The sequence below is a fragment of the Burkholderia sp. BCC0419 genome, assembly GCF_902830285.1.
GTDB lineage: Bacteria > Pseudomonadota > Gammaproteobacteria > Burkholderiales > Burkholderiaceae > Burkholderia.
The window spans coordinates 2629345-2654645 of record NZ_CADESR010000001.1 but is presented as its reverse complement, the minus strand read 5'-3'; the positions used below and the strand labels follow the sequence as shown (position 1 = coordinate 2654645).

At 68.2% G+C, this 25301-nt stretch carries 25 protein-coding genes; 4 read left to right on the top strand and 21 right to left on the bottom strand.

Translation table 11 applies throughout. The features are described 5' to 3' along the window. Positions 1–54 precede the first annotated feature (54 nt). The 5 genes from HWW87_RS11960 to HWW87_RS11940 are packed head-to-tail and all read right to left on the bottom strand — an operon-like array spanning position 55 to position 5495. The gene (locus tag HWW87_RS11960; protein WP_175820401.1) at positions 55–1161 is read right to left on the bottom strand and encodes a glycosyltransferase; all 1107 of its coding nucleotides are present in this window, start codon (positions 1159–1161) and stop codon (positions 55–57) included. A gap of 27 nt (positions 1162–1188) precedes the next feature. Next, positions 1189–2211: a UDP-glucose 4-epimerase GalE gene (gene galE / locus HWW87_RS11955; RefSeq protein ID WP_027783730.1), complete on the bottom strand. Its 1023-nt coding sequence runs from the start codon at positions 2209–2211 to the stop codon at positions 1189–1191. 15 nt (positions 2212–2226) lie between these two features. Beyond that, a complete protein-coding gene (locus tag HWW87_RS11950; RefSeq protein ID WP_175820400.1) occupies positions 2227–3363 on the bottom strand; it encodes a glycosyltransferase family 4 protein in 1137 nt (378 codons plus the stop codon). A gap of 51 nt (positions 3364–3414) precedes the next feature. Further along, a complete protein-coding gene (locus tag HWW87_RS11945) occupies positions 3415–4242 on the bottom strand; it encodes a glycosyltransferase (RefSeq protein WP_175820399.1) in 828 nt (275 codons plus the stop codon). After that, complete coding sequence (locus HWW87_RS11940) at positions 4239–5495, bottom strand: oligosaccharide flippase family protein (RefSeq protein WP_175820398.1); 1257 nt, start codon at positions 5493–5495, stop codon at positions 4239–4241. Before HWW87_RS11940 ends, HWW87_RS11945 begins: the two co-directional genes overlap by 4 nt. 246 nt (positions 5496–5741) lie before the next feature. On the opposite strand from HWW87_RS11940, the gene HWW87_RS11935 reads away from it, so the two are divergent. From HWW87_RS11935 to waaA, 4 genes are all read left to right on the top strand, one after another. Beyond that, entirely contained in the window at positions 5742–7136 is a 1395-nt protein-coding gene (locus HWW87_RS11935; protein WP_175820397.1) for a phosphomannomutase/phosphoglucomutase, read from the top strand. Positions 7137–7308: 172 nt separating this feature from the next. Beyond that, a complete protein-coding gene (gene waaC / locus HWW87_RS11930; protein WP_175820396.1) occupies positions 7309–8304 on the top strand; it encodes a lipopolysaccharide heptosyltransferase I in 996 nt (331 codons plus the stop codon). A gap of 23 nt (positions 8305–8327) precedes the next feature. Then, the gene (locus HWW87_RS11925; RefSeq protein WP_059499857.1) at positions 8328–9212 is read left to right on the top strand and encodes a Kdo hydroxylase family protein; all 885 of its coding nucleotides are present in this window, start codon (positions 8328–8330) and stop codon (positions 9210–9212) included. 37 nt (positions 9213–9249) lie between these two features. Beyond that, positions 9250–10611 (top strand): lipid IV(A) 3-deoxy-D-manno-octulosonic acid transferase, encoded by a 1362-nt coding sequence (gene waaA / locus HWW87_RS11920; protein ID WP_175820395.1) that lies wholly within the window; start codon positions 9250–9252, stop codon positions 10609–10611. Between the two features lie 63 nt (positions 10612–10674). Here the strand turns inward: waaA and ureG are convergent, their stop codons facing one another. The 16 genes from ureG to hemN form a co-directional block, all read right to left on the bottom strand. Then, entirely contained in the window at positions 10675–11322 is a 648-nt protein-coding gene (gene ureG, locus HWW87_RS11915; RefSeq protein WP_089499740.1) for an urease accessory protein UreG, read from the bottom strand. 14 nt (positions 11323–11336) lie between these two features. After that, positions 11337–12017, bottom strand: a complete 681-nt coding sequence (locus HWW87_RS11910) for an urease accessory UreF family protein (RefSeq protein ID WP_175820394.1) — start codon at positions 12015–12017, stop codon at positions 11337–11339. Continuing rightward, positions 12004–12606, bottom strand: coding sequence for an urease accessory protein UreE (gene ureE, locus HWW87_RS11905; protein WP_175820393.1), 603 nt, complete (start codon positions 12604–12606; stop codon positions 12004–12006). Before ureE ends, HWW87_RS11910 begins: the two co-directional genes overlap by 14 nt. A gap of 18 nt (positions 12607–12624) precedes the next feature. Then, positions 12625–14331: an urease subunit alpha gene (ureC, locus tag HWW87_RS11900; RefSeq protein ID WP_175820392.1), complete on the bottom strand. Its 1707-nt coding sequence runs from the start codon at positions 14329–14331 to the stop codon at positions 12625–12627. 28 nt (positions 14332–14359) lie between these two features. Further along, complete coding sequence (locus tag HWW87_RS11895; RefSeq protein WP_043181642.1) at positions 14360–14665, bottom strand: urease subunit beta; 306 nt, start codon at positions 14663–14665, stop codon at positions 14360–14362. Positions 14666–14673: 8 nt separating this feature from the next. Continuing rightward, positions 14674–14976, bottom strand: a complete 303-nt coding sequence (gene ureA / locus HWW87_RS11890; protein WP_006406310.1) for an urease subunit gamma — start codon at positions 14974–14976, stop codon at positions 14674–14676. Between the two features lie 235 nt (positions 14977–15211). Next, positions 15212–16087, bottom strand: a complete 876-nt coding sequence (locus tag HWW87_RS11885) for an urease accessory protein UreD (protein WP_175820391.1) — start codon at positions 16085–16087, stop codon at positions 15212–15214. Positions 16088–16265: 178 nt separating this feature from the next. Next, positions 16266–16958: an urea ABC transporter ATP-binding subunit UrtE gene (gene urtE / locus HWW87_RS11880; RefSeq protein WP_175820390.1), complete on the bottom strand. Its 693-nt coding sequence runs from the start codon at positions 16956–16958 to the stop codon at positions 16266–16268. A 4-nt stretch (positions 16959–16962) separates the two neighbouring features. After that, entirely contained in the window at positions 16963–17823 is an 861-nt protein-coding gene (gene urtD / locus HWW87_RS11875) for an urea ABC transporter ATP-binding protein UrtD (protein WP_175820389.1), read from the bottom strand. Continuing rightward, entirely contained in the window at positions 17820–19007 is a 1188-nt protein-coding gene (gene urtC, locus HWW87_RS11870) for an urea ABC transporter permease subunit UrtC (RefSeq protein ID WP_175820388.1), read from the bottom strand. The genes urtD and urtC overlap by 4 nt, the downstream gene beginning before the upstream one ends. Before the next feature lies 1 nt (position 19008). Then, a complete protein-coding gene (gene urtB, locus HWW87_RS11865; RefSeq protein ID WP_175820387.1) occupies positions 19009–20628 on the bottom strand; it encodes an urea ABC transporter permease subunit UrtB in 1620 nt (539 codons plus the stop codon). A 143-nt stretch (positions 20629–20771) separates the two neighbouring features. Beyond that, on the bottom strand, positions 20772–22079 hold the full coding sequence (gene urtA, locus HWW87_RS11860) for an urea ABC transporter substrate-binding protein (RefSeq protein ID WP_175820386.1): 1308 nt from the start codon (positions 22077–22079) through the stop codon (positions 20772–20774). 358 nt (positions 22080–22437) lie between these two features. Continuing rightward, entirely contained in the window at positions 22438–22761 is a 324-nt protein-coding gene (locus HWW87_RS11855; protein ID WP_006476692.1) for a rhodanese-like domain-containing protein, read from the bottom strand. Between the two features lie 14 nt (positions 22762–22775). Beyond that, positions 22776–23432 (bottom strand): protein-L-isoaspartate O-methyltransferase, encoded by a 657-nt coding sequence (locus tag HWW87_RS11850; RefSeq protein WP_174386965.1) that lies wholly within the window; start codon positions 23430–23432, stop codon positions 22776–22778. 104 nt (positions 23433–23536) lie between these two features. Continuing rightward, positions 23537–23794 carry a hypothetical protein gene (locus tag HWW87_RS11845; protein ID WP_175820385.1) on the bottom strand — a complete coding sequence of 86 codons (258 nt, stop codon included), beginning with the start codon at positions 23792–23794 and terminating at the stop codon, positions 23537–23539. Positions 23795–23891: 97 nt separating this feature from the next. Then, positions 23892–25283: an oxygen-independent coproporphyrinogen III oxidase gene (gene hemN / locus HWW87_RS11840; protein ID WP_175820384.1), complete on the bottom strand. Its 1392-nt coding sequence runs from the start codon at positions 25281–25283 to the stop codon at positions 23892–23894. Positions 25284–25301: the final 18 nt, after the last annotated feature.

The window sequence follows — 25301 nt, the reverse complement described above, 5'->3', positions numbered from 1 at the left end:
TGAAAATAGCGCCCCGCGGGGCGCTATTTCTTTATCCGGAAGCCGGCGTATCGCTCAGTGGCTGCGCCGATGCTTGCGCACCACCATCCACCGCGGCGCCTTGAACCGCACGATGCTGAGATAAAGCCAGACATACGTCAGCGCGAACAGCACGACAAAAACGAACAGATGCACGGTATGCCGCCAGAACAGCGTCGCCGGTATCACTGCGACGAGGCACAGCAGCCACAGATACGGCGACGTCAGCGAATTGCGCCGCGTCAGATCGTGCGCGTGTTTCGTGCCGACGGCCCATCTCATCAACCGCTTGTACACGAGCATATGCAGATGCACGCCGTCCGGAATCCCCGGCGACATCCCGCGGATGAATTTCTTCCGATAAATCGAGAAGCAGGTCTCGAAGATCGGATACATGAACAGCAGCACGGGGTACCACGCGGACACCTCGCGGTTGCGCATCACGAGCAGGATCGCGAGCTCCGCGAGCATGAAGCCGATGAAATACGCGCCGCCGTCGCCGAGGAAGATCAGCCCGGCCGGGAAATTCCACAGGAAGAAGCCGAGCACGGCGCCCATCATGATGATCGACGCGGACATCACGACCGGGTCGTTGACGTGGAACGCGACATACGCGAGCGACGCGAACATCATGAAGCTGACCATCGATGCGAGCCCGTTGAAGCCGTCGATGATGTTGATCGCGTTCGCCAGCGCCGCAACCGCGAGCACCGTGATGAACGCCGAGATGGCCACGTAGCCGAGCAGGAAATCGAGCGGCGGCACGCTGATGCGCTTGACCGCGATGCCCATCAGCCAGAATGCCAGCGCGGCCGCGCCCATCGTGCAGAGCAGCCGCGCGCGCGGCGACACGCGTTTGGTCAGGTCTTCGACGAGGCCGGACAGGAATGCCGGCAACCCGCAGGCGACGATGCCGAGAATGCTGCCGGAGATCGTCGGATAGCGCCGGGACAGCACCAGCGCGGCAACCACGACCCCGGCGAGGATCCCGATGCCCCCGACGCGCGGCACGGGCCGCACGTGGAATTTCTGCACGCCGGCCAGGTCGCTGTCGATCGAGAATTTCTCGTGAAGGTGCGCGTAGCGCACGATGAACAGCGTGACGAGCAAGGAGACGATGAAGCCGGACGCGAAGCTGAGCATGGGATCGCTCGGAAAATGGACAGCGGATTATACAAAACCGCGTGGGTTCCCCTCCTGCCATCGCCAGTGGTCGGCACACATTTCTTCGATGCCGAGCGTTGCACGCCAGCCGATGATGTCGGCCGCGGCCTGCGGGTTCGCATAGCACTCGGCGATGTCGCCCGGGCGGCGCGCGACGAGTTCGTACGGCACCGGGCGACCCGACGCCTTCTCGAACGCGCGCACGACTTCCAGCACGCTGTAGCCTTGCCCGGTGCCGAGGTTCACGACGAAGCTCGCGTCGCGCTTCGCGAGCGCGTCGAGCGCGGCGATGTGCCCCTTCGCGAGATCGACGACGTGGATGTAGTCGCGCACGCCGGTGCCGTCCGGCGTCGGGTAGTCGGAGCCGAACACACGCAGCTTTTCCAGCTTGCCGACCGCGACCTGCGCGACGTACGGCATCAGGTTGTTCGGAATGCCGGCCGGATCCTCGCCGATCAGCCCGCTCGCGTGCGCGCCGACCGGGTTGAAGTAGCGCAGCGTTGCGATCCGCCACGACGGGTCGGACACCTCGAGATCGCGCAGGATCTGTTCGGCGATCAGCTTCGACTGACCGTACGGGTTCGTCGCGGACAGCGGGAACGATTCGTCGATCGGCGAGCGCTCGGGCACGCCGTACACGGTCGCGGACGAACTGAACACGAACTGCCTGACGTTGCGCTCGCGCATGACCTTGAGCACGGCGAGCAGGCCGCCGATGTTGTTCTGGTAGTACTCGAGCGGCTTCGCGACCGATTCGCCGACGGCCTTGAGCGCCGCGAAGTGAATCGTGCCGGTGATCGGGTGCGCGTCGAACACCTTCGCGAGCGCGGCTTCGTCACACACGTCGACCTGGTGGAACGCGGGCGTCTTGCCCGTGATCCGCTCGATGCGGCGCACGGACTCGGCCTTGCTGTTGACGAGGTTGTCGACGATCACGACGTCGTAGCCGTTGTCGAGCAGTTCGACGGCCGTATGCGAGCCGATATAGCCGGCCCCGCCGGTGACGAGGATGGTGCCTTTAGCGGTCATTGCTGGTGCGCTCCTTCAAAGTGTGATGCCCGTCAACGAATGAATGGTCTGTCGGTAACGTTCGACGACCTGCTGCTCGTCGAATTCCGCCGCGACTTTCTGTCGGCCGCGTGTGCCCATCGTTTCACGTCCGCCCGTCCCGAGTTCGATCATGCGGAGCAATTGCTCCGCGAGGCTCGCGCTGTCCCGTACGCGGCACAGGAAGCCCGTTTCGCCGTCGGCGACGACGTCGCGGCAGCCCGGCACGTCGGTCGCGACGATCGGGCGGCCCATCGCCGATGCTTCCATCAGCGTGCGCGGCACGCCTTCGCGGTACGACGGCAGCACGACGCAATCGGCCGCCGCGATGTGCGGGCGCACGTCGTGCGCTTCGCCGAGATACTCGACGATGCCTTCGTCGACCCACGCGTCGACATCCGCGCGACCGATCGCGCTCGGATTGTCGACGCCGAGCGGCCCGAGCAGCTGGAAGCGCGCGTTCGGGAAGCGCTCGCGCACGCGACGCGCGGCCTCCACGTATTCGCGCACGCCCTTGTCCCACAGCAGCCGGCCGATCAGGATGAAGACGGGCGCTGCGCCGGCCGGCAGCGGCACGGGCGAGAACTGTTCGAGATCGACGCCTTCGCCGTGCAGCAGCCGCGCGCGGTCGGGATGCGCGAGCAACCGCTCGTCGGTGAAGGTCGCGAGGTCGTCGCGGTTCAGGAACCACACTTCCCGCGGGAAGCGGAACGCGAACCGGTACAGGCGCTTCGCGACGCTTGCCGCGCGGCTCTTCTGGATGAACACGTAGCCGAGGCCCGTCGTCACCGCGATCGACGGCACGCGCGCGAGCCACGCGGCCACCGAGCCGTAGATGTTCGGCTTGATCGTGTAATGGAACACGAGATCGGGCCGCAGCGCGCGGTAGTGGCGCACCAGCGCGGCGAGCGTGCCGAGATCCTCGCGCGGGCTCGTGCCTTTCGACGCGACCGCGAGCGCCACGTAGCGGCAGCCCATCTGCTCGAGCAACGGCACCGTGCGGTCATGCGGCGCGATCACGATGACCTCGGCGCCGCGCGCGACGAGCGCACGGATCAGCCCGTGGCGATACGTATGGATCGCCCAGGCCGTGTTGCAGACGAGCGCGATGCGCAGCGGGGAGGTGGCGGACATGAAAAAAAGAAAAAATAAAGCGTCGAAATTGCCGAACGGGCCGGATGCGCGTCAGGCGGACGGCCGCGCGGCGAACAGCGTCTGCTTGATGCGCTGCAGCGTACGGTACGGCGTCACGAAATGCAGCAGGTTCTTGGCGAGGCCGGCCCAGTCGTACGGGTTCAGCACGTTGAAGTGGCGCAGCAGCAGCGTGAGCGTCGATACCAGCTGGCGCCGGCGTTTGGTCGCACTGATCCCGCCCTCGTTAAGCTCGTAATACAGGCCGAGTTCCGGCAGGTTCGCGCAATCGTAGCGTTGCATTAACCGTAAAAAAAGATCGAGATCCTCGGCCGCGCGGTACTTCGCACGATAGTTGCCCACTTCGCGCACGGCGTCGATGCGCAACATGACCGACGGATGCACGAGCGGCGAGCGCAGGAAGCGGGTGCGGCGCAGCGTGCGCGGATCGGCGGGCGGCGTCAGCATGAAGCGCGGCTCGCCGGCGCGCGACACGACCTGCGTCCACATGCCGACGCAGGCCACGCGCGGGTGGGCGCCGAGATAGGCGCGCTGCTTCGCGAGGCGCTGCGGCGCGGCGAGATCGCCCGCGTCGATGCGGGCTGCGTAGCGGAACCCGCGCGCCGCGAGCGCGTCGATGCCGGCCGCCAGCGCGCGTTCGATGCCGCCGTTCTGCGGCATGCGCAGCACGTCGATCGACAGGCCCGGCAGGTCGGGCGCGACGATCGGCGGCGTGCTGCCGTCGTCGACGATCAGCACGTGCACGGCGGGCGCATCCTCGCGAAACGACGCGAGAGTCCGGACGACGTCGTCGTGCCCGTTGTAGGCCGGCATCAGCACGGCCACGTCGTCGAGCGGGGGCGGGCAATCAGGGGACGTCATGTTTGCAGCTTGAAACGGATGTAATAAAAGTTGACGGCGGCAGCAGCCAGGTAGCCGGCCGCCAGCCCGACGAGCGCGCCGTACAGGCCGAGCCGCGGGATCGCGAACAGGTTGACGAGCGCGGCGATCGCCAGCGCGAGCAGCCATTTCGTCAGCAACACGAATTTTGCTTGATATTTGAGAACGATAAGATTGCCTATCGCCTCGATGCCGGCCGGCACGGACAGCCAGACGGCCCAGCGGAAGATGTCGACCGACGCCTCGTAGCCGCGGCCGAACACCTTGCCGACGATCAGCGGGGCGGCGGCGTCGAGCACGAGCGCGCCGGCCGTCATGAGGCAGGCCGTCATCGCGATCAGCCGGACGATGTTGCGGCGCAGCCGTGCGACGTCCTGCACGCGGTAGACGAAGGCGGGCGCGATCGTCTGCGCGAGCATCAGCGCGAGCGTGATCCAGTTCTCGTTGAGCTGCTGCGCGGCCGAATAGCGGCCGAGATCGGCGAACGACACGTGACGCTCGAGCATCAGGCGATCGAGCTTCAGGAACAGGTACATGCAGATGAGGCCGAGCCAGAACACGGTGCCGGCCGTCGCAAAGTGCCGGAACAGCGGCGTGTCGAACGTCCAGCCGAGCGCACCGCCGTTACGATGGCGGTAGTACAGCAGCAGCGCGAAGCCGATCGCGGCGGCTTCCAGCGCCCACAGCCACGCGAAGCGGGCAGGGCCGGCGGCCGCGCGGACCAGCAGCCAGACGAGCAGCGCCTTGGCGAGCGCGGTGACCATGCTGGTGACGAGCTGCGGCTTGCTGTAGGTCATGCTCTGCAGCCACGCGTTGATCACGCCGACGAACGGCTCGCGAAACACCATCGTGACCGCCAGGCCCGCGAGCATCGCGCCGACCAGCGGGTCGAAGGCGCCTGCGGCGATCGCGATCCAGGTCGCGACGAGCGCGGCGACCGACACGGCGATGCGCAGCACGAACGCGCTGCCGAGCACCGCGCCGAGCTGGGCGGGCGGGCGCTGGACGATGGTCGGAACCAGAATTTCCGCGCCGCACACCCAGGTGAGCGGCGCCAGTACCAGGAGAAGCGTATTCGCATACTGCCATTTGCCGAACACATCTGGCCCGAAATAACGGGCCAGCAGGCCGCTGATCGCGATCGCGACGCCGATCTGCGTGAGCCGTTCGAGCCCCAGCCAGACGAGGTTCGCGACGGCCTTCGCGACGTCCGGGTTGCCGAAGCGCTTCAGCATGCGCGGCAGCGGCGGCGCGCGCAGAGGGCGGCCGGAAGCGGCGGGTGGGCGGCGGCGGGACGGCTAGGCATTAAAATGGGCGATATGCGCGTCATCAAAACCCGCGATTATAAGTGGGATCGCGGCCGCGCCAGCCGTTGCGCACCGTGTTCCGCCGGCAGGCCTGTATCATGCGCGGCACCCGCAAGCGGCACCCGCGCAAGCCAGACAATTTTCCATGCACGCAACTGAGAGAGAAGAGAATCGATGATCTCCCAATCCATCTTCAAGGCATATGACATTCGTGGCGTGGTCGGCAAGACCCTCGACGTCGACACCGCGCGCGGAATCGGCCGGGCATTCGGCAGCGAAGTGCGTGCGCAGGGCGGCGATGCGGTCGTCGTCGCGCGCGACGGCCGCCTGTCCGGGCCGGAGCTGGTCGGCGCGCTGGCCGACGGCCTGCGTGCGGCCGGTGTCGACGTCGTCGATGTCGGCATGGTGCCGACGCCGGTCGGTTATTTCGCTGCGAACGTGCCGCTGGCGCTGAAGGGCGGCGAGCGCCGCGTCGATTCGTGCATCGTCGTCACGGGCAGCCACAACCCGCCCGACTACAACGGCTTCAAGATGGTGCTGCGCGGCGCCGCGATCTACGGCGAGCAGATCCAGGCGCTGTACCGCCGCATCGTCGACGAGCGGTTCGAGACGGGCAGCGGCACGTATGAGGAAATCGACGTCGCCGACCAGTACATCGCGCGCATCGTCGGCGACGTGAAGCTCGCGCGGCCGCTGAAGCTCGTGGTCGACGCCGGCAACGGCGTCGCGGGCCCGCTCGCGACGCGCCTGTTCAAGGCGCTCGGCTGCGAACTCGTCGAGCGCTTCACCGACATCGACGGCACGTTCCCGAACCACCACCCCGATCCCGCGCACCCGGAAAACCTGCAGGACGTGATCCAGGCGCTGAAGGACACCGATGCGGAGCTCGGCTTCGCGTTCGACGGCGACGGCGACCGCCTGGGCGTCGTCACGAAGGACGGCCAGATCATCTATCCGGACCGCCAGCTGATGCTGTTCGCGGAAGAAGTGCTGTCGCGCAACCCGGGCGCCCAGATCATCTACGACGTGAAGTGCACGCGCCACCTCGCGCAGTGGGTGAAGTCGAAGGGCGGCGAGCCGCTGATGTGGAAGACGGGCCACTCGCTCGTGAAGGCGAAGCTGCGGGAGACGGGTGCGCCGCTCGCCGGGGAAATGAGCGGCCACGTGTTCTTCAAGGATCGCTGGTACGGCTTCGACGACGGCCTGTACACCGGCGCACGGCTGCTCGAGATCCTCGCGAAGACGGCCGATCCGAGCGCGCTGCTCAACAGCCTGCCGGACGCGATGAGCACCCCGGAACTGCAGCTCTGGCTCGACGAAGGCGAGAATTTCCGCCTGATCGACAAGCTGCAGAAAGAGGCGAAGTTCGACGGCGCCGACGAAGTCGTGACGATCGACGGCCTGCGTGTCGAATACCCGGACGGCTTCGGCCTCGCGCGTTCGTCGAACACGACGCCGGTCGTCGTGATGCGCTTCGAAGCCGAGACGCAGGAAGGGCTCGAGCGCATCCAGGAAGACTTCCGCCGCGTGCTGACGGCCGCGAAGCCGGACGTCAAGCTGCCGTTCTGAGCGCCGGCGGCCGGTGGGCCGCCCGTACGACGGCTCGTTTCTCGGCCGTGCTTCTCCCGAAAAGCGGCGCGCGCCCCAGGCGCGCGGCCGCTTTTTGTCTGTCCGGCCCGCCGGCCGGGATAAAATCCCCCCTTTATGTCTGTCGCCGGCTGCCAGCCGGCGTTTTTTCAGCGTGCAAAAGATCCTGATCGTGCGCGTGTCGTCGCTGGGCGACGTCGTGCACAACATGCCGGTGATCGCCGATATCCGGCGCCGCCACACCGATGCGCAGATCGACTGGCTCGTCGAGGAAAGCTTCGTCGACCTCGTGCGGCTCGTCGACGGCGTGCGCAACGTGCTGCCGTTCTCGCTGCGCCGCTGGCGCAAGAAGCCGTTCTCGGGCGCGACGTGGCGCGAGATCCGTGCGTTCCGCCGGCGCCTCGCGGCCGAGCAGTACGACCTCGTGATCGACTGCCAGGGCCTCATCAAGACGGCGTGGGTCGCGAGCTGGGCGCGCGGCCCGCTCGTCGGGCTCGGCAACCGTACCGACGGCGCCGGCTATGAATGGCCGGTGCGCTTCTTCTATCGCAAGCGCGTGCCGATCGCGCCGCGCACACACGTCGTCGAGCGCTCGCGGCAGCTCGTCGCGGCCGCGCTGGACGACCCGGCGCCGACCCCGGCCGATCCAGTCGAGTTCGGCCTCGACACGCGTGCGGCGGCGCTCGCGGTGGCCGCGCTCGGCCTGAACCTGCCGGTGCCGTACGTCGTGTTCGTCCACGCGACGTCGCGCGCCGACAAGCAGTGGCCGGACGCCGCATGGATCGAGCTCGGCCAGGCGCTCGTACGGCGCGGCGCGTCGCTCGTGCTGCCGTGGGGCAACGATGCGGAACGCGCGACCAGCGAGCGGCTCGCGAAGGAATTCGGCGCGGCGGCGATCGTGCCGCCGAAGCTGTCGCTGCCGGCCGTGGTCGGGCTGATCGACGGCGCGGCCGCGACGGTCGGGGTTGATACAGGTCTGGTTCACATCGCGGCCGCGCTGAAGCGTCCGACGGTCGAACTGTACAATTTCTCGACGGCCTGGCGGACCGGCGGCTACTGGTCGCCGAACGTCGTCAATCTCGGCACGGCGGGGCAGCCCCCGTCGATCGCGCAGGTGAAGTCGGCGCTCGCGGGCTTCGGTCTCCTGTAATGCTGTCCACACGCGAACCGATCATGAGCGAATCCCAGATCATCGAAGTCTCGTCCGCCGACTGGAGCGGACACAACCTGTCGGCGCCGCGCGAGCAGTTGCTGGCCGCGGTCGAGGAAGGCAAGGTGCTGTATTTCCCGCACCTGCGCTTCGCGATCGAAGGCGGCGAGGAAGCGCTGCTCGATCCGGCGCTCGCCGATCCGAAACGCAAGAACATCAGCCTCGCGCCGAACGGCGGCGCGCTCGCCGGCGTGCTCGGCGACAGCGTCACGCAGTCGGCCGTGCGCGCGCTCGTCGCGCGCTTCCAGCAGCAGGCCGGCACGCTCGTCGACGGCCTCTTTCCCGAATATCGCGGCAAGCTGCGCGTCGCGCCGACGAGCCTGCGGCTGATGCAGGTCGAGACGCGCCAGACGTCGTGGCGCAAGGACGACAGCCGGCTGCACGTCGACGCGTTCCCGTCGCGGCCGAACTACGGCGAGCGCATCCTGCGCGTGTTCACGAACGTGAACCCGGCCGGCGTGCCGCGCGTGTGGCGTGTCGGCGAGCCGTTCGAGGACGTCGCGAAGCGCTTCCTGCCGAAGATCCGGCCGCAGTTTCCGGGCTCGGCGTGGCTGCTGAACCTGCTGCACGTGACGAAATCGCCGCGCAGCGCGTACGACCACCTGATGCTGAACCTGCACGACGGGATGAAGGCCGATCTCGACTACCAGAAGACGTGTCCACAGCAAACGATGCCGTTTCCGCCGGGCAGCGTGTGGATATGTTTCTCCGATCAGACTTCGCACGCTGTGATGTCCGGCCAGTTCATGCTCGAGCAGACCTTCTTCCTGCCGGTCGACGCGATGGTGCGCCGCGAGTGCGCGCCGCTCGGCATTCTCGAACGCCTGACGGGCAGGGCGCTGGTTTGAGCGCGCCCCTGCTTCGACGCAACCCGCAGGCGGCCGCATGCTGAGGGCGATCTATCGCGCGCTGTGGTGGCTCGTCGCGCCGGCCGCGGTCATCCGGCTCTACGTGCGTTCGCGCAAGGAGCGCGGCTATCGCGAGCATATCGGCGAGCGCTTCGGCCACGTCGCGGGACGCTCGCGCGACGACCGTGCGCCGCTGATCTGGGTGCATGCGGTGTCGGTCGGCGAGACGCGCGCCGCGCAGCCGTTGATCGATGCGCTGATGCACGCGCGCCCCGATGCGCGCATCCTGCTTACCCACATGACGCCGAGCGGCCGCGCGACGGGCGAACAGATCTTCGGCGATCGCGTGCTGCGCTGCTACCTGCCGTACGACATGCCGGGCGCGGTGCGGCGCTTCCTGCGCGCATGGCGGCCGACGCTCGGCCTCGTGATGGAAACCGAGGTGTGGCCGACTCTGATCGACGAGTGCCGCCGCGCGGACGTGCCGCTCGTGCTGACCAATGCGCGGATGTCCGCGCGTTCGTTCCGGCGCGCGGCGAAGTTCGGCGCGGCGACGCGCGACGTGTTCGGCGGCTTCTCGCGCGTGCTCGCGCAGAGCCCGGCCGATGCGGAGCGGCTGACGTCGCTCGGCGCACGCAACGTGACCGTGCTCGGCAACCTGAAGTTCGACATGACGACGCCGCCGGAACTCGCGGCGCGCGGCCATGCGTGGCGCGATGCGATCGGCGCGCGGCCGGTGTGGGTGGCCGCCAGCACGCGCGAGAACGAAGAAGCGCTGGTGCTGCAGGCGTTCGCGGAAATGCGCACGCCCGGCGCGCTGCTGGTGCTCGTGCCGCGTCATCCGCAGCGCTTCGCCGAAGTCGAGGCGCTCGTCGCGCGCAGCGGGCTCAAGTGCGTGCGGCGCTCCGTCTGGGCCGCCGATGCGGCCGCGCTCGCGGCGGGCCGTCCGGCCGCCGAACCGCTGCCGGACGACGTGACGGTGCTGCTCGGCGATTCGATGGGCGAGCTCGGCGCGTACTACGCGGCGGCCGACATCGCGTTCATCGGCGGCAGCCTGCTGCCGCTCGGCGGACAGAACCTGATCGAAGCATGCGCGGTCGGCGTGCCGGTGCTGATCGGGCCGCACGTGTTCAACTTCACGCAGGCGACTGCGGACGCGGTCGCGGCAGGTGCTGCGATGCAGGTCGAGGATCCGCTCGATCTCGCGCACGTGCTCGACGCGCTGTTCGCCGACAAGGCGCGGCGCATCGCGATGGGCGCGGCCGGCGCGGCTTTCGCGTCGCGTCACCGCGGCGCGACCGCGCGCACGGTCGACGTGCTCGCCGCGCTGCTGCCGCCCGGCGAAGCCGGCGCGCGTGCGTTACCGGGCGGGCAGGGCGCTGCTTCCGAAGACGAATAGACGAAGGGCGGCGCAAGGCCGCCCGAGCACACGTGGCGGCGACGTGAGCCGCCGCCACGCCGCTCACACCGTCAGCAAGCCCTTCTTCTCGATGAACGCGATCACGTCCGCGACGCCGTCGAGCGCCTTCAGGTTCGTCATCACGTAAGGCCGCTCGCCGCGCATCTTCTTCGTGTCGGACGCCATCACGTCGAGGTTCGCGCCGACCAGCGGCGCGAGGTCGGTCTTGTTGATCACGAGCAGGTCGGACTTCGTGATGCCGGGGCCGCCCTTGCGCGGAATCTTCTCGCCGCCGGCGACGTCGATCACGTAGATCGTCAGGTCCGACAGCTCGGGGCTGAAGGTCGCCGCGAGATTGTCGCCGCCCGACTCGATGAACACGATGTCGGCATCGGGAAAGCGCGCGAGCATCCGGTCGACGGCTTCGAGGTTGATCGACGCATCTTCCCGGATCGCCGTGTGCGGGCAGCCGCCCGTCTCGACGCCCATGATGCGTTCCTCGGGCAGCGCGCCCGCGACCGTCAGCAGCCGCTGGTCTTCCTTCGTATAGATGTCGTTCGTGATCGCGACGAGGTCGTACCGGTCGCGCATCGCCTTGCACAGCATTTCGAGCAGCGTGGTCTTGCCGGAGCCGACGGGGCCGCCGATGCCGACGCGCAGCGGCGGCAGTTTCTTCGTGCGGCGGGCGGAGGAGGGGGCAGGTGCGTTCATGGCGTGGATCAAGTTCAGGAGCGGAACAACCGCGAATACTGGGTTTCGTGCCGCGCGGACAGGATGCCGAGCTGCGGCGCGAACGTGTTGACGGCGTCGGGCGGCGTCGCGAGCGCGCGGCGCACGGCGGCGTCGATCGCGCCGCGCAGCGCGACGAGGATGCGTTGCCCGGCGAGCTGGCCGAGCGGCACGGCCTTCAGCGCGGCGGACGTCTGGTTCTCGACCCAGCCGAACGCGTACGCGGCGAGCGTCGCGTCGGCGCCGGCGTCGTGAGCGGCGGCCGCGTACGCGAACGCGGTCGGCAGCGCGACCGGCGACAGCGACGCGAGCGTCGCGCGGCGTGCGGCGTCGCCCCATTCGAGCGATGCGCACAACTGCGCGAGCGACCAGCCCATCTGTTCGGTTTCGCGGCGCAGTTCGGCCGATTCGCGGCTTGCGACGAACCAGGCGTTTTCGGCGACGAGCGCGTGCGTGTCGTGCGTCTGCCAGCGGGCAAGCTGATGCGCGAGGAACGGCAACTCGCCGTGCGCGAGCACGTCGGTCAGGCCGCTGGCGATCCAGTCGCGCGCGGAATCGGCGTCGCGGATCAGGTTCGCGTCGAGCGCGGCTTCGAGGCCCTGCGAATAGCTGTATGCGCCGATCGGCAAAGCGGGCGACGCGAGGTGCAGCAGCGCGACGAGTTCAGTGGTGGTCATGACCGTGGTGGCCGTGCGTGCAGCCGGGACCATGCTGATGATCGTGATCGTGATCGTGCGAATGCGAGTGGCCGTGGTGTTCGCCGAACACCTGCTGCGCGAGCGCGTAGTCTTCGGCGAACGTCGCGTCGTGCCCGTGCTTGTGGCCGCCGCCGTACGCGCCGGCTTCCGGCTGGAACGGCGCGCGTGCTTCGTCGACCTGCGTGTCGAGCCGGCGCAGCATGTCCGCGAGCACCGGATCGGCTTCGAGCTTCAGGTAGCCGTCGCCGATCTCGACCGGCGTGTGGCGGTTGCCGAGATGGTACGCGGCGCGCATCAGCGTGAGCGGGTCGGCCGCGCGCACGAGCAGCACGGTTTCGGGGGCAGCTGCGATGCGCACGAGCGCGCCGTCGTCGGCGACGAGCACGTCGCCGTCGCGCAGCACGGTGCCGCGCGGCAGCAGGACCGCGACGTCCTCGCCGGTGTCGAGCGTCGCCGCGAGGCGGCTCTTGCAGCGGGCGTCATAGGCGAGCGTGAGCGTTGGCGCGCGCGCGACGAGCGACGCGGCGAGCTTCACGTTCGGGGCAATGCGTTTGTCGAGGGTACGCATGAAACAAAGGATCCCGAATCAGAACAGGAAATAGCGCTGCGCCATCGGCAGCACCGTCGCCGGTTCGCAGGTGAGCAACTGGCCGTCGGCGATCACGTCGTAGGTTTCCGGATCGACGCTGATCGACGGGCGCCATGCGTTGTGGATCATGTCGGCCTTCGTCACGTTGCGGCAGTTGCGCACCGGCACGATCCGCTTCGCGAGGCCGTAGCGCTCCGCGATGCCCGCATCGGCCGCCATCTGCGACACGAAGGTCAGCGACGTGCGCGCGAGCGCCCCGCCGCGCGTCGCGAACATCTCGCGATAGTGAACCGGCTGCGGCGTCGGGATCGACGCGTTCGGGTCGCCCATCTGCGCGACCGCGATCATCCCGCCCTTCAGGATCATCGACGGCTTGATCCCGAAGAACGCGGGTTCCCACAGCACGAGGTCGGCCCACTTGCCCGGCTCGATCGAGCCGACTTCGTGCGCGATGCCGTGCGTGAGCGCCGGGTTGATCGTGTACTTCGCGACGTAGCGCTTCGCGCGGAAGTTGTCGTTGCGCGCGCCGTCTTCCGGCAGCGCGCCGCGTTGCACCTTCATCTTGTGCGCGGTCTGCCACGTGCGGATGATCACTTCGCCGACGCGGCCCATCGCCTGCGAATCGGACGACAGCATCGACAGCGCGCCGAGATCGTGCAGGATGTCCTCGGCCGCGATCGTCTCGCGGCGAATGCGCGATTCGGCGAACGCGAGATCCTCGGCGATCGATGGATCGAGGTGATGGCACACCATCAGCATGTCGAGATGCTCGTCGAGCGTGTTGATCGTGTACGGGCGCGTCGGATTGGTCGACGACGGCAGCACGTTCGCCTCGCCGCACACCTTCAGGATGTCGGGCGCATGGCCGCCGCCCGCGCCTTCGGTGTGGTACGTGTGGATCGTGCGGCCCTTGAACGCGGCGACCGTCGATTCGACGAAGCCGGCTTCGTTCAGCGTGTCGGTGTGGATCGCGACCTGCGTGTCGGTGTCGTCGGCGACCGACAGGCAGTTGTCGATCGCGGCGGGCGTCGTGCCCCAGTCCTCGTGCAGCTTCAGGCCGATTGCGCCGGCCGCGATCTGCTCGACGAGCGGCTGCGGCAGGCTTGCATTGCCCTTGCCGAGGAATCCGAGATTGATCGGCCAGCCGTCGGCCGCCTGCAGCATCCGCTCCATGTGCCACGGACCCGGCGTGCAGGTCGTCGCGTTGGTGCCGGTGGCCGGCCCCGTGCCGCCGCCGAGCATCGTCGTGACGCCCGACGCGAGCGCTTCGTCGATCTGCTGCGGGCTGATGAAGTGGATGTGCGTGTCGATGCCGCCCGCCGTCACGATCAGCCCTTCGCCGGCGATCACTTCGGTGGCGGCGCCGATCGCGATCGTCACGCCCGGTTGAATGTCGGGGTTGCCGGCCTTGCCGATCGCCGCGATGCGGCCGTGCTTGATCGCGATATCGGCCTTCACGATGCCCCAGTGATCGAGGATCACCGCATTCGTGATGACGGTATCGGGCACGTCGGCGGCCACGCGCTGCGACTGGCCCATCCCGTCGCGGATCACTTTCCCGCCGCCGAATTTCACTTCCTCGCCGTAAGTGGTGAAGTCGCGTTCGATCTCGATCAGCAGTTCGGTATCGGCGAGCCGGACGCGGTCGCCCGTCGTCGGCCCGAACATTTCCGCGTACGCGCGGCGGCTCAAGCGTAGTGTCATGTGCTGTTCCTGAAGAGCGGGGCGCGGCTTACAGCGGCCCCATCACCTTGCCCTGAAAACCGTAGACGGCGCGCTCGCCCGCGAGCGCGACGAGCTCGACGGTGCGCGTCTGGCCCGGCTCGAAGCGCACGGCCGTGCCGGCCGCGATGTTGAGCCGGAAGCCGCGCGCGGCCGCGCGGTCGAACGACAGCGCGTCGTTGACTTCGAAGAAGTGGTAGTGCGAGCCGACCTGCACCGGGCGATCGCCGGTGTTCGCGACGACGAGCGTCAGCGTCGCGCGGCCCGCGTTCAGTTCGTGTTCGCCGTCGTCGGTGAGGATTTCGCCGGGGATCATGCGGGGCCTCACGGAATCGGGTGGTGGACGGTCACGAGCTTCGTGCCGTCGGGGAAGGTCGCTTCGACCTGGATGTCGGGAATCATTTCCGGCACGCCGTCCATCACGTCGTCGCGCGTGAGCAGCGTCGTGCCGTAGTGCATCACCTCGGCCACCGTCTTGCCGTCGCGCGCGGCTTCCATCAGCGCCGCGGTGATGAAGGCGACCGCCTCCGGATAGTTGAGCTTCAGGCCGCGCGCGCGGCGGCGTTCGGCGAGCAGCGCCGCCGTGAAGATCAGCAGCTTGTCCTTTTCGCGGGGAGTCAGTTTCATGAAGGCAGACGTTCAGGAAAACGTAATTTTTATCGGTGCGCACGCGACTGGGCAGGCGCGCGGACCATCGTAGCACCGCGCTACTTTGCGTGCGTCGTGTATCGACTATGTAAGGAGCAAGGTGCGTGCCATGTGCATCGCGGTGGTGCGATGCGCGTTCGTGGTGCGTGATGCATGCAGGGCGTGCACTGTGTGTCGCGATGCTGCGCCGAAACGGTGCGTGATGCCTGCGCGTTCAGGTTTGCCAGAGGCGCAGCGGTCGCGCGTCGACGCCGTGCACGATCGGCCGCAGGTGCAGCCAGCATTCAGTGAAGTGGCGCTGCAGCGCTTCCATCGACGTCGCGAGCGCGCGCACCAGCACGACGCCGGGCGTCACGCAGGTGGCGCCCGCGCGCAGCGTGTCGTCGAACGGCATGCGCGCGGCAAGCGATTCGGCGAGCGCGGCGTCGCACGCGGCGCCGGCCGCCCACAGCGTGCCGTAGGCGGGAAAGCCGGCGAGGCCCTGCAGCGCGCCGCGCAGTGGGTCGCGCGCGTCGAGCAGCGCGCGCTCGGTCCACAGCGGCCGGCCGTCGGCATCGACGAGCGCCGACGTCGACGCGATGCGTCCCTTCGACCAGGTTTCGCCCGCCGCCTGCCGGCCGAGTTGCGTCGCGTCCCAGCCGATCGCGCTCGCGCCGGCGCCGAGCGTCACCGTGAAGTCGAGCGACGCGTGCGCCGCGTCGAAGAACAGGTTGTTCTGCGGCAGCCAGTCGAGCTTCGCGTGCGCGCCGACCGCGATGCCGATGCGCTGCGTCGCATCGAGGCCGTTCGACTTGTACCACTTGGTCGCGCCGGGTGTCGTCAGCACCGCGTGCGTGCCGTCGCCGAGCGCGATGTCGATGTCGAGCCGGTCGCCGCCCGCGACGCCGCCCGGCGGGTGAACGATCACTGCGTGGCAGATCGCATCGCCTTCCGGGTACAGCGGCCGCTGCACGCGCAGCGGGCCGTCGTGCAGCCGGTGCGCGAGCGTCGTGCGCGCACCGTGCCGCTCGAAGCCGAGTTCGAGGCGGCCGCGCCACGACTTGGCGACGGCGGGGCGGGACAGCGAGGCGTGCGAATCGGGGGCGGACATCGGCGGCGAACGGGAAACAAAAGAAACGGGCGTGAAGAACGTGGATGCTACCGGAACAATAATGCAGATGCCGCGTGCGTTGGAAGCGCCGCGTGTGGGCGTTTCGCGAGCCGGCCGCCCGTGTCACCTCCCGTGTCACCCGCCATGCCTGCCGCCGTGCCTACCGCCGTGCCGCGCGTCACACCGCAATCAGCTCGCGCACGCCGTTCGTCCCCATGTCGCGCGCATCGCCCCCCGCGACGATCTCGCCGCGGCTCATCACCCAGTAGCGATCGGCGATCGATTGCGCGAAATCGTAATACTGTTCGACGAGCAGCACGGTCATCTTCGATTCGTCGACGAGCTGGCGCAGCGTGCGGCCGATGTCCTGGATGATCGACGGCTGGATGCCTTCGGTCGGCTCGTCGAGGATCAGCAACTGCGGCTCGCTCATCAGCGCGCGGCCGATCGCGAGCTGTTGCTGCTGGCCGCCCGACAGGTCGCCGCCGCGCCGCGCGCGCATGTCCTTCAGCACCGGGAACAGGTCGTAGATGCGATCGGGCACCTTCGATGGCGCCTTGCGGCTCGCCGCGCCGACGAGCAGGTTCTCCTCGACGGTGAGCCGCGGAAAGATGTCGCGGCCCTGCGGCACGTACGCGAGCCCGGCCGCGACGCGCGCATACGGCGGCAGTGCGCCGAGCGCGGTGCCGCGCCACGACACGCTGCCGCTCTTCGCGGCGACGACGCCCATCAGGCAGCGCAGCAGCGTGCTCTTGCCGACGCCGTTGCGGCCGAGCAGCACGGTGAGCTTGCCGTCGTCGGCGGCGAGGTTCACGTTGCGCAGGATATGGCTGCCGCCGTAGTACTGGTTCAGCGCTTCGATTTTCAGCATCGCATCATCGTCCGAGGTAAGACTCGATCACCGCGTCGTCGCGCTTGACCTGGTCGAGCGTGCCGTGCGCGAGCACCGCGCCTTCGGCCATCACCGTCACGCGCCCCGTGTCGCCCGCGAGCGCCGCGACGAATTCCATGTCGTGCTCGACGACCATCATCGAGCAGGTGCCGCGCAGCGTGTTCAGCAGCTCGGCGAGTTCAATCGTCTCGTGGTCGGTCATCCCGGCCGCCGGCTCGTCGAGCAGCAGTAGCGCGGGGCGCTGCATCAGCAGCATGCCGATCTCGAGCCGCTGCTTCTGTCCGTGCGACAGTTCGCCGGCCGCGCGATACGCGTGGCTTTCGAGGCCGATCAGCGCGAGCGTCTCCTCGATCTTCGCCTGCGCGGTGCGGTCGAGCCGCGCGCGCAGCGACGCGAGCCAGCCCTTGTCGGTCTGCATCGCGAGTTCGAGGTTTTCCCACACCGGATGCTGTTCGAACACGGTCGGCTTCTGGAACTTGCGGCCGATGCCCGCACGCGCGATCTCGGGCTCGTTCATCCGCGCGAGGTCGATCGTCTGGCCGAGAAACACCTTGCCCGCATCGGGCCGCGTCTTGCCGGTGATGACGTCCATCATCGTCGTCTTGCCCGCGCCGTTCGGGCCGATCACGCAGCGGAGCTCGCCCGCGTCGATCGCGAGCGACAGTTTCTTCAGCGCGCGAAAGCCGTCGAAGCTCACCTCGATATCCTCGAGATAGAGGATCGTGCCGTGCGACGTGTCGATGCCGGGCGGCACGACGCGACCCATCGACGCGCTGCCGCTGACGGCCAGCAGCTCGTCTTCGGGCGGCGGCGGCGTGAACTGATAGAGAGCCGTTCCGTTCATGCGCGTTTCCCCTTCGCGAGCACGGTTTCGACGAGGCCCATGATCCCGCGCGGCAGCAGCAGCGGCACGAGCACGAAGATCAGGCCGAGGAAGAACAGCCAGTATTCGGCGAAGTACGCGGTGAAGAAACTCTTCGCGCCGTTCACCGCGAACGCGCCGACGATCGGCCCGATCAGCGTGCCGCGCCCGCCCACCGCGACCCAGATCGCCATTTCGATCGAGTTGCCGGGCGACATCTCGCCGGGATTGATGATGCCGACCTGCGGCACGTACAGCGCGCCGGCGATGCCGCACAGCACGGCCGACACGGTCCACACGAACAGCTTGTACGCGAGCGGGCTGTAGCCGAGGAACATCAGCCGCGTCTCGCCGTCGCGCACCGCGGTCACCACGCGCCCGAGCTTGCTCGTGACGATCGCGCGCGCGGCGATGAATGCGAGCACGAGCGTCGCGAACGTCAGCAGCAACAGCACCGTGCGCGTGCCCGGCGACGTGATCGCGAAGCCGGCGATGCGCTTGAAATCGGTGAAGCCGTTGTTGCCGCCGAAGCCCGTCTCGTTGCGATAGAACAGCAGCATCGCGGCGAACGTCATGGCCTGCGTGATGATCGACAGGTACACGCCTTTCACGCGCGAGCGGAACGTGAAGAAGCCGAACACCCACGCGAGCACGGCCGGCACGAGCACGACCAGCGCGAGCGCCCACGCGAGATGCTGTGTGCCGCTCCAGTACCACGGCAACTGGTGCCAGTCGAGAAACACCATGAAGTCGGGCAGGTCGCTGCCGTACTTGCCGTCGCGGCCGATCTCGCGCATCAGGTACATGCCGATCGCATAGCCGCCGAGCGCGAAGAACAATCCGTGGCCGAGGCTCAGGATGCCGCAGTAGCCCCACACGAGATCGAGCGCGAGCGCGGCGATCGCGTAGCACATCAGCTTGCCGGCGAGCGTCATCGTGTACGCGGACAGATGGAACGCGCTGGCTTCCGGCGCGACGAGCGCGGCGAGCGGCACGCCGATGCCGATCGCCACGCACAGCGCGACGAGCGCGAGCCACGCGCGGCGCGACAGCAGCGCAGGGCGGGGCGGCAGGCCGAGCGCGAAGCCGTCCGCCGCGCGCGCAGCGGCAGCGGCCTTCGACGTGTCGGCGACCGGGTTCGGCATCGAATCGGTGAATGAAGTCACGTCAAGCCTCCGCGCTGCGGCCCTTCGGGGCGAACATGCCCTGCGGGCGTTTCTGGATGAACAGCACGATCATCACGAGCACCGCGATCTTCGCGAGCACGGCGCCCCAGAACGGCTCGATCGCCTTGCTCGCGAGGCCGAGCCCGAAGCCGCCGAGCACGGTGCCGGCGATCTGCCCGACGCCGCCGAGCACGACGGCCATGAACGAATCGATGATGTAGTTCTGCCCGAGATCGGGGCCCACGTTGCCGATCTGCGACAGCGCGCAGCCGCCGAGGCCCGCGATGCCCGCGCCGAATGCGAACGCATACGCGTCGACGCGTGCGGTCTTCACGCCGACGCAGGCGGCCATCCGGCGGTTCTGCGTGACCGCGCGCACGAACAGGCCGAGCCGCATCTTCGTCAGCACGGCCCACGCCACGAACACCACCGCGAGCGCGAACGCGAGGATCGCGAGCCGGTTGTACGGCAGGATCAGGTTCTGCATCACCGTCACGCCGCCGCTCATCCACGACGGGTTCACGACCTGCACGTTCTGCGCGCCGAACAGCATGCGGGTCGCCTGGATCAGGATCAGGCTCACGCCGAAGGTCGCGAGCAGCGTTTCGAGCGGGCGGCCGTACAGGTGCCGCAGCACGAGCCGTTCGAGCACGATGCCGACGAGCGCGGCCACCGCGAACGACACGGGCACGGCGACGAGCGGATACCAGTCGAATGCGCCGGGCGCGTAGCGCTGGATCAGCGTCTGCACGACATAGGTTGCGTACGCACCGATCATCAGGAATTCGCCGTGCGCCATGTTGATCACGCCGATCAGCCCGTACGTGATCGCGAGGCCGAGCGCGGCGAGCAGCAGCACGCTGCCGAGCGATAGGCCGGCGAACAGGGTGCCGACGATTTCGCCGCGGCGCTGCAGCGTGTGCAATGCATCCAGCCCCTGTTGCGCGGCGGCGCGGACGCGCGCGTCGGGTTCGGCGAAGCTGCCGTCGGCGTTCTTCGCGACGAGCGGGCGCAGTTGTTCGATCATGTCGAGATCGCTGCGCGCGGCCACCACCTGCGCGGCTTCGAGGCGCTTCGCCGGATCGGCATCGTGCAGCGCGGCGATCGCCCACAGCGCGTCGAGACGACGTTTCAATGCCGGATCGGTTTCCTTTGCACGGGCGCGGTCGATCATCGGCTTGAGCGCCGGGTCGGGCGACTTCAGCAGCGCGTCGATCGCGTCGCGTCGCGCGGCCACGTCGGGCGACGCGAGCGCGAGGCCCGACAGCGCGCCGGCGATCTTCGAGCGCAGCAGGTTGTTCAGCATCACCGGCTGCGCGTCGCCGGCCGGCGTCGCGGCCTGCGTGAGCGCGTCGTGCGCGGTGTCGCCGGCCTGGATCAGCAGGCGGCCGTCGCCGGTCGCGAGCGCATCGCCGCTCGACAGCGCGTTGAGCACCGCAACGGCGCGCGGATCGGTGTCGGCGGCGAGCCGTTCGATCGCGGCCGTCTTCGCGTCGAAGTCGTCGCCGGCGAGCGCGGCGGTATCGGCCGCCGTCAGCGCGAACGCGGCGTGCGGCAGCAGGCCCGCGAGGGCGGCGCATGCCGCGATCGCGCGGGCGGCTCGGCGAAAGCGTGTAGGCATCGGGAAGTCCTGTCGGGCGAGGGGAAGCGGAGTGATGCGGTGCTGCGCCGGCGCGGGCGGCTCGTCACGGCAAGCGCAGCCGACGTATCGGCATTGGCGCGCGTGCGGCACGTCACGCACGAAGCGCGACGCGCCGCACGGCGTCAGGCCAGCGCCGCGCGCTGCCGGCGCAGGAACGCCGGAATCGAGCTGACGACGTCCGGCTTGCTCTGGTTGCCCGCGATGAACGGGCTCCACGGCTGCGCGCGCACGGCCGTCTTCGTCTTCCACACGACGTTGAACTGCCCGTCGCCGCGGATCTCGCCGATCATCACCGGCTTGTGCAGGTGATGGTTGCCGTCCATCGCGAGCGTGAAGCCCGACGGCGCGGCCACCGTCTGGCCGATCATCGCGACGCGCACCTTGTCGACGTCGGTGCTCTTCGCTTTCTCGACGGCCTGCTTCCACATATGGATGCCGACGTAGGTCGCTTCCATCGGATCGTTGGTCACGCGCTTCGCACCGCCCGGCAGGTTGTTCGCCTTCACCCACGCGGCGAACTGGTCCTTGAACTTCGTGTTGGTCGGGTTCTTCACCGACATGAAGTAGTTCCACGCGGCGAGGTGGCCGACGAGCGGCTTCGTATCGATCCCGCGCAGCTCTTCCTCGCCGACCGAGAACGCGACGACCGGCACGTCGGTCGCCTTGATCCCCTGGTTGCCCAGCTCCTTGTAGAACGGCACGTTCGAGTCGCCGTTGATCGTCGAGATCACGGTCGTCTTGCCGCCCTGCGAGAAGGTCTTGATGTTCGCGACGATGGTCTGGTAATCGCTGTGGCCGAACGGCGTGTAGACCTCCTGAATGTCGGCGTCCTTCACGCCCTTCGATTTCAGGAACGCGCGCAGGATCTTGTTGGTCGTGCGCGGATACACGTAGTCGGTGCCGAGCAGGAAGAAGCGCTTCGCGCCGCCGCCTTCCGCGCTCATCAGGTACTCGACGGCCGGAATGGCCTGCTGGTTCGGCGCGGCGCCCGTGTAGAACACGTTGCGCGACATTTCCTCGCCTTCATACTGCACCGGGTAGTAGAGCAGCCCGTTCAGTTCCTCGAACACCGGCAGCACGGACTTGCGCGACACCGACGTCCAGCAGCCGAACACGCACGCGACCTTGTCCTGCGTGAGCAACTGACGCGCCTTCTCGGCGAACAGCGGCCAGTTCGATGCAGGATCGACCACCACCGGTTCGAGCTTGCGACCCAGCACGCCGCAGCTCTTGTTGATGTCGGCGATCGTCATCAGCGCGGTGTCCTTCAGCGACGTCTCCGAAATCGCCATCGTGCCCGACAGCGAATGCAGGATGCCGACCTTGATCGGGCCGGTGCCCGCATCGGCCGCGTGCGCGAACGGGCTCTTGCCCGCCAGCGCCAGCGCGCCGGCCATCGAACCGAACTTCAACAGACTGCGACGTCTCATTGGGATCCCCTTGTCGTGTTGGATGCGCGTGCGCCGTGGCGGCGCCGGCCATCGTGTAACGCAAGGCATGTGCCAGTCGCGCGGATGCACGCCCGGCGTGCCAGCGCAGCGCATCGGCGGGCACCAGCGGGCATCGGGGTGGTGCGGATGACGCGCCGTGCAGCATGTGCGGTCCGTTGCGGTGCAGACGCGCGGGCGCAAATGGTGCACGGTGGTGCGGCGGCGTCGAAACGCAAAGGAAAGCGGGGGAGGAAAAGCGCAACGGGCGCGCAGTGCGCGCCCGTTCGGCGGATCGGTGCGGCCGGCGGCAGGGTGCCGGGCGGCGCAGCGGCGCGTGATGCGCCGCCGGGAGGATCGATCAGTAGCGCGGCACGGACGGATCGACGTCGCGCGACCACGCGTCGATGCCGCCTTGCAGGTTGTACAGCTTCGTGAAGCCGCGCGATTCGAGGAACATCGCGACCTGCGCGCTGCGCATCCCGTGATGGCACACGCAGACGATTTCCGCTTCGTCGTCGAGCTCTTCGCTGCGCGCGGGAATCTGCTGCATCGGAATCGCCACGCTGCCGGCGATCTGCGCGGTCGCGATTTCCCACGGCTCACGCACGTCGAGCACGACCGGCGCGGGGCGCGCCGTGTCGCCGAGCCATTCCGCGAGCATCGCGGGCGTCAGGATCTGCATGGAGGCTCCGCCGCTCAGAATTTGAAGCGCGACGGCTCGATCGCGTTAACGAGGTGGTTGATGTAGGTTTCGAACACGTCGGCGACGCGGTACTGCTTGTCGTCGATGCGCGTGATGATCTGCGCCTTCATCACCGGACGGCCGCCGACGAACGCCGACAGGCGGCCGCCGATCTTGAGCTGTTCGAGCATTTCCTGCGGCACGACCGGCAGGCCGCCCGCGACGCAGATCACGTCGTACGGCGCCTTCGCGGCCCAGCCGCGCGAACCGTCGCCGAGCACGACTTCGGCGTTGGTCACGCCGTCGTTGCGCAGGTTGTCTTCCGCGAACTTCGCGATCGTCGGATCGATCTCGACTGCCGTCACGTGCTGCGCACGATGCGCGAACAGCGCGGCCAGGTAGCCCGAGCCCGCGCCGATCAGGAGCACGTTCTCGTGCTTCTTGACCGTCAGTTCCTGCAGCACGCGTGCTTCGACGCGCGGGAACAGCATCTTGCTGGTGCCGCCGGGCAGCGGCAGTTCGAGATCGGCGAACGCGAGATCGCGGTATTCGGCCGGCACGTAGTTTTCACGCTTGACGATCGACAGCAGGCCCAGGACATCCAGATCCAGCACGTCCCACGGACGGATCTGCTGTTCGATCATGTTGAAACGCGCGTTTTCGATATTCATGGTGTGGTCACGCAGCCTGGTCGGCCATCAGCGGGGATAGAGAAACTTCGTGATTGTACCAAACGGCACGGCCGCGAAGCCTTCAGGCGGCCTGCAACAGACCTTTACCCCTTGCTCTTCTTGATCTGCGCCTCGAATGCGAGGTCGAGCTTGCTCGCCTTGCGCGGCTTTTGGGGGCCGAATCCGTCGACGAACTTGACGAATTCGTCGAGCGGCAGCGGCTCGCAGCGCTTCTCGGCGGTGCCGCCCGAGCGGTCGACGAGATAGAACAGGCCGCCCGTCATCGCGACGGCCGCGAATTGCGGGTTGCCGGAGCGGGTCTTCAGGCGTTCGACCGCGTAGGTCGCTTTGGTGGTGCGCATCTTGGGGGGCTGGCGAAGCGGATGTAAGCCTCACACTCTATCAAACCGGCCGCCCGCGTGCGGGCAGCGCCCGTCCGGCGCCGGCGCGAGCCGCGCCCTAGACCGTGCGCGAGTAGCGCTGCCGCGGCGTCTGGCCGAGGTACGCATCGAACGCCATCGCGATGTTGCGCACGACCATCCGGCCGGCCGGATGGATCGTCAGTCGGTCGCGCGCGATCGTCAGCAGCCCGTCGCGCTCGAATGGGCGCAGCGCGTCGAGTTCGCGCGCGAAATGATCGGCGAAGCGGATGCCGTGCGCGGCCTCGACATGCGAGAACGGCAGTTCGAAGTTGCACATCAGTTGCGTGATCACGTCGCGGCGCAGCCGGTCGTCCGGCGTGAGCCGTACGCCGCGCGCGATCGGCAGCCGGCCCGCGTCGAGTGCGGCGCCGTACGCGGGCAGGTCCTTTGCGTTCTGCGCGTAGACGTCGCCGACCTTGCCGATCGACGACACGCCGAAGCCGATCAGGTCGGTATCCGCGCGCGTGCTGTAGCCCTGGAAATTACGCTGCAGCGTGCCGTTGCGCTGCGCGCGCACGAGTTCGTCGGACGGCCGCGCGAAGTGGTCCATTCCGATGTAAACGTAGCCGGCCGACGTCAGCATGTCGATCGCGAGGCCGAGCAGCGCGATGCGCGTTTCCGGCGGCGGCAGCGTCGCATCGTCGATCTGCCGCTGCATCTTGAACAGGTGCGGCATGTGCGCGTAGCCGAACACCGACAGGCGATCGGGCGCGAGCTCGATCATCGTTTCGAGCGTGCGCGCGAACACCGCGACCGTCTGGTGCGGCAGCCCGTAGATCAGGTCGACGCTCACCGAATGGAAGCCCGTCGCTCGTGCGGCGGCGAGCAGGTCGGCCGTCATCGCGCGCGGCTGGATGCGGTTGATCGCCTGCTGCACGGCCGGGTCGAAATCCTGCACGCCGAGGCTCAGCCGGTTGAAGCCGATCGTGCGCAGGTGGACGAGCGTCGCCGGCGTGACCGTGCGCGGATCGATCTCGATCGAGAACTCGGCGCTGGCGTCCGGCGCGAGCGCGAAATGCTCGCGCGTGGCCGCCATCAGCTCGGTCGTTTCGTCGTCGGACAGGAAGGTCGGCGTGCCGCCGCCCCAGTGCAGTTGCGTGACGGGGCGGGACGGATCGAACAGCGCGGCCTGCAGCGCCATGTCGCGCTTGAGCTGGTCGAGATACGGGCGCGCGCGGCGGCGGTTGTTGGTCGCGATCTTGTTGCAGCCGCAGTAGAAGCACGCGGTGTTGCAGAACGGGATGTGGAAGTACAGCGACAGGTCGCTCGACGAGGCGCCGGGGTCGCCGGCCGCGCGGATGTAGTCGGCCGGATCGAAATCGTCGCGGAATTGCAGCGCGGTGGGATACGACGTATAGCGCGGCCCGTTCGCGCCGTATTTCGCGAGCAAATCGGGACGGAACATCGTGTCGGCAGAACCAGAATGCATGACGGTCTCGCGCTTTTT